At 65.9% G+C, this 4,468-nt stretch carries 1 protein-coding gene and 1 pseudogene; both read left to right on the top strand.

Annotated elements, in window-relative coordinates; translation table 11 throughout:
* Positions 1-210: 210 nt before the first annotated feature.
* A complete protein-coding gene (rpoB, locus tag NQ160_RS19175) occupies positions 211-3,711 on the top strand; it encodes a DNA-directed RNA polymerase subunit beta (RefSeq protein ID WP_257516707.1) in 3,501 nt (1,166 codons plus the stop codon).
* A gap of 71 nt (positions 3,712-3,782) precedes the next feature.
* A pseudogene (locus tag NQ160_RS19170) lies at positions 3,783-4,468 on the top strand (DNA-directed RNA polymerase subunit beta'); the annotation flags it as partial.

The raw sequence follows: 4,468 nt of genomic DNA, 5'->3' as shown, positions 1-4,468 counted from the left end.
CTCGTCAAGAATCCGGCTGGACATGGCGCGTCGTGCGGCATATAGTTGTTCTTTGCGCTCCCTTCCCCTTGCCCTCATATGGTGGTCGGCTGTGCCTGCGTTCCCCCGCTTCACCGCGGCGTGCGGTCGTTAGGCTTCGGGATTCGAGGGGAGCACTCCACCTGACGACAAGGAAAACGAGCCCTTCCCGGGCCCACGGAGGTAATCCCCTTGGCTGCTGCGCGCAACGCATCCAACCCCACCACCAACCTCAAGAACGGACGCGGCGCATCCCGCCTGTCGTTCGCGAAGATCTCCGACACGCTGGAGGTCCCCGACCTCCTGGCGCTTCAGACGGAGTCCTTCGACTGGCTCGTCGGCAACGACGCCTGGAAGGCCCGCGTCGCCGACGCGCAGGCCCAGGGCCGCACCGATGTCCCCGAGATCAGCGGTCTGGAGGAGATCTTCGAGGAGATCTCGCCGATCGAGGACCTCGGCGAGACGATGCAGCTGTCGTTCACGAACCCGTATCTCGAGCCCGAGAAGTACTCGATCGAGGAGTGCAAGGAGCGCGGGAAGACGTACGCCGCCCCGCTGTACGTCGAGGCCGAGTTCATGAACCACCTCACCGGTGAGATCAAGACCCAGACGGTCTTCATGGGCGACTTCCCCCTGCAGACCGGCAAGGGCACGTTCATCATCAACGGCACCGAGCGCGTCGTCGTCTCGCAGCTCGTGCGTTCGCCGGGTGTCTACTTCGACAAGACGCCCGACAAGACGTCCGACAAGGACATCGTCTCCGCTCGTGTCATCCCCAGCCGCGGTGCCTGGCTCGAGTTCGAGATCGACAAGCGCGACCAGGTCGGCGTGCGCATCGACCGCAAGCGCAAGCAGTCCGTCACGGTGTTCCTGAAGGCCCTCGGCCTTTCCAGCGAGGACATCATGGCGGAGTTCGCCGGGTTCGACTCCATCGAGGAGACGCTGTCCAAGGACACGATCCTCACGAAGGAAGACGCCCTCCGCGACATCTACCGCAAGCTCCGTCCGGGCGAGCAGGTCGCCGCCGAAGCCGCCCGCGCGCTGCTGGACAACTTCTACTTCAACTCCAAGCGCTACGACCTGGCGAAGGTCGGTCGCTACAAGATCAACCAGAAGCTGGGCCTGGACAAGCCGCTGAGCGACTCGGTGCTGACCGTCGACGACATCGTCGCGACGATCAAGTACCTCGTGCGCCTGCACCGCGGTGACGCCACGTTCGACGGCATCCGCAATGGCCAGCCCGCCGAGATCCGTCTCGACGTCGACGACATCGACAACTTCGGCAACCGTCGCATCCGCGCGGTCGGCGAGCTCATCCAGAACCAGGTCCGCACCGGTCTGTCGCGCATGGAGCGCGTCGTCCGCGAGCGCATGACCACGCAGGACATCGAGGCGATCACGCCGCAGACCCTGATCAACGTGCGCCCCGTCGTCGCCGCGATCAAGGAGTTCTTCGGCACGTCGCAGCTGTCGCAGTTCATGGACCAGAACAACCCGCTCGCAGGGCTCACCCACAAGCGCCGCCTGTCGGCGCTGGGCCCCGGCGGTCTGTCCCGTGAGCGTGCCGGCGTCGAGGTCCGTGACGTCCACCCCTCGCACTACGGCCGCATGTGCCCGATCGAGACCCCGGAAGGCCCGAACATCGGCCTGATCGGCTCGCTCGCGTCGTTCGCCCGCATCAACGCGTTCGGCTTCATCGAGACGCCGTACCGCAAGGTCGTCGATGGCCGGGTCACCGACCAGATCGACTACCTCACCGCCAGCGAGGAGAGCGACTACATCGTCGCTCAGGCCGGTGTGGAGCTCGAGGAAGACGGCGCCTTCGCCGACGAGCGCGTGCTCGCCCGTCGCGGTCAGGGTGGCGAGGTCGACCTGTTCCCCGCCGACGAGATCGGCTACATGGACGTCTCGCCGCGCCAGATGGTGTCGGTCGCGACGTCGCTCATCCCCTTCCTCGAGCACGACGACGCGAACCGCGCCCTCATGGGTGCGAACATGCAGCGTCAGGCCGTCCCGCTGCTGCGCAGCGAGTCGCCCGTCGTCGGAACCGGTATGGAGGGCTACGCGGCCATCGACGCCGGTGACGTCGTCACCGCCGAGAAGTCCGGCGTGGTCATGGAGGTCTCGGCCGACGTCGTGACCGTGCAGCTGGACGAGGGCGGCACGCAGGACTACTTCCTGCGCAAGTTCGACCGCTCCAACCAGGGCACCAGCTACAACCAGCGCGTCATCGTCTCGGCGGGCGACCGCATCGAGGCCGGCGAGGTCATCGCCGACGGCCCGGCGACGGAGAACGGCGAGCTCGCGCTCGGCAAGAACCTCCTCGTCGCGTTCATGACGTGGGAGGGTCACAACTTCGAGGACGCGATCATCCTCAGCCAGGACCTGGTGAAGGACGACACCCTCTCCTCGATCCACATCGAGGAGTACGAGGTCGACGCCCGCGACACGAAGCTGGGCAAGGAGGAGATCACCCGTGACCTCCCCAACGTCAGCCCCGAGCTGCTGAAGGACCTCGACGAGCGCGGCATCGTCCGCATCGGCGCCGAGGTCCGCCCCGGCGACATCCTCGTCGGCAAGGTCACGCCCAAGGGCGAGACCGAGCTGAGCGCCGAGGAGCGTCTGCTGCGCGCGATCTTCAACGAGAAGAGCCGCGAGGTGCGCGACACGTCGCTGAAGGTTCCCCACGGCGAGCAGGGCACGATCATCGCCGTCAAGGAGTTCAACGCCGAGGACGGCGACGACGAGCTCGGCTCGGGCGTCAACCGCCGGGTCGTGGTCTACATCGCCCAGAAGCGCAAGATCACCGAGGGCGACAAGCTCGCCGGCCGTCACGGCAACAAGGGCGTCATCGCGAAGATCCTCCCCGTCGAGGACATGCCGTTCCTGGCGGACGGCACGCCCGTGCAGGTCGTGCTGAACCCGCTCGGCATCCCCGGTCGAATGAACTTCGGCCAGGTGCTCGAGCTTCACCTCGGCTGGATCGCCCAGCAGGGCTGGAAGGTCGAGGGCACCCCGGAGTGGGCAGCCAACCTGCCGCAGGAGGCCTTCGAGGCAGCCCCCGGCACGAAGGTCGCCACCCCGGTGTTCGACGGTGCGTTCGAGCAGGAGATCGCGGGTCTGCTGGATTCGACCCTGGTCAACCGCGACGGCGAGCGTCTGATCGACTCCACCGGAAAGACGCTGCTGTTCGACGGCCGCTCCGGCGAGCCGTTCCCGGCCCCGATCTCGGTCGGGTACATGTACATCCTGAAGCTGCACCACCTCGTGGACGACAAGATCCACGCGCGCTCCACCGGCCCGTACTCGATGATCACGCAGCAGCCGCTGGGTGGTAAGGCACAGTTCGGTGGCCAGCGCTTCGGTGAGATGGAGGTGTGGGCCCTCGAGGCCTACGGCGCCGCATACGCGCTCCAGGAGCTCCTCACGATCAAGTCCGACGACATCGTGGGCCGCGTCAAGGTCTACGAGGCGATCGTCAAGGGCGAGAACATCCAGGAGCCCGGCATCCCCGAGTCCTTCAAGGTTCTGATGAAGGAGATGCAGTCGCTCTGCCTGAACGTCGAGGTCCTCTCGGCAGACGGCACGGCGGTCAATCTCCGCGACGGCGACGACGAGGCGTTCCGCGCCGCGGAGGAGCTCGGAATCAACATCTCCACCCGGTTCGAGTCGACGTCGATCGACGAGATCTGACCCGGACGATCACGAGGGGCCGCCCTGCGGCCCCTCGATCACCGAAAACTTTCTGAGACACAGGAGAACTAGTGCTCGACGCAACATCTTTCGATGAGCTTCGCATCGGTCTTGCCACCGCCGACGACATCCGCCGTTGGTCCTTTGGCGAGGTCAAGAAGCCCGAAACCATCAACTACCGCACGCTCAAGCCCGAGAAGGACGGCCTCTTCGGCGAGCAGATCTTCGGTCCCTCCCGCGACTGGGAGTGCGCCTGCGGCAAGTACAAGCGGGTCCGCTTCAAGGGCATCGTCTGCGAGCGCTGCGGTGTGGAGGTCACCAAGAGCTCCGTCCGTCGCGAGCGCATGGGCCACATCGAGCTCGCCGCTCCCGTGACCCACATCTGGTACTTCAAGGGCGTTCCCTCGCGCCTCGGGTACCTGCTGGACATGGCGCCGAAGGACCTCGAGAAGGTCATCTACTTCGCCGCCTACATGGTCATCTCGGTCGACGAGGACGCGCGTCACCGCGACCTGCCGACGCACGAGTCGAACCTGCGCCTGGAGATGAAGAACCTCGGCGACCGCCGCGATTCCCGCGTCGCCACCCGGCTGGCGAAGCTGGAAGAGGAGCTCGCCGCGCTGGAAGCGGAGGGCGCCAAGGCCGACCAGAAGAAGAAGGTCAAGGATGCCGCCGAGAAGGAGATGGCATCCATCCGCAAGAACTTCGACGAGCAGATCTCGAAGCTCGAGCGGGTCTGGGAGGAGTTCCGCACCCT

Source organism: Microbacterium sp. zg.Y909, assembly GCF_024626565.1.
The sequence above is the reverse complement of the archived record's forward strand: the minus strand, read 5'-3'. Positions and strand labels throughout refer to the sequence as shown.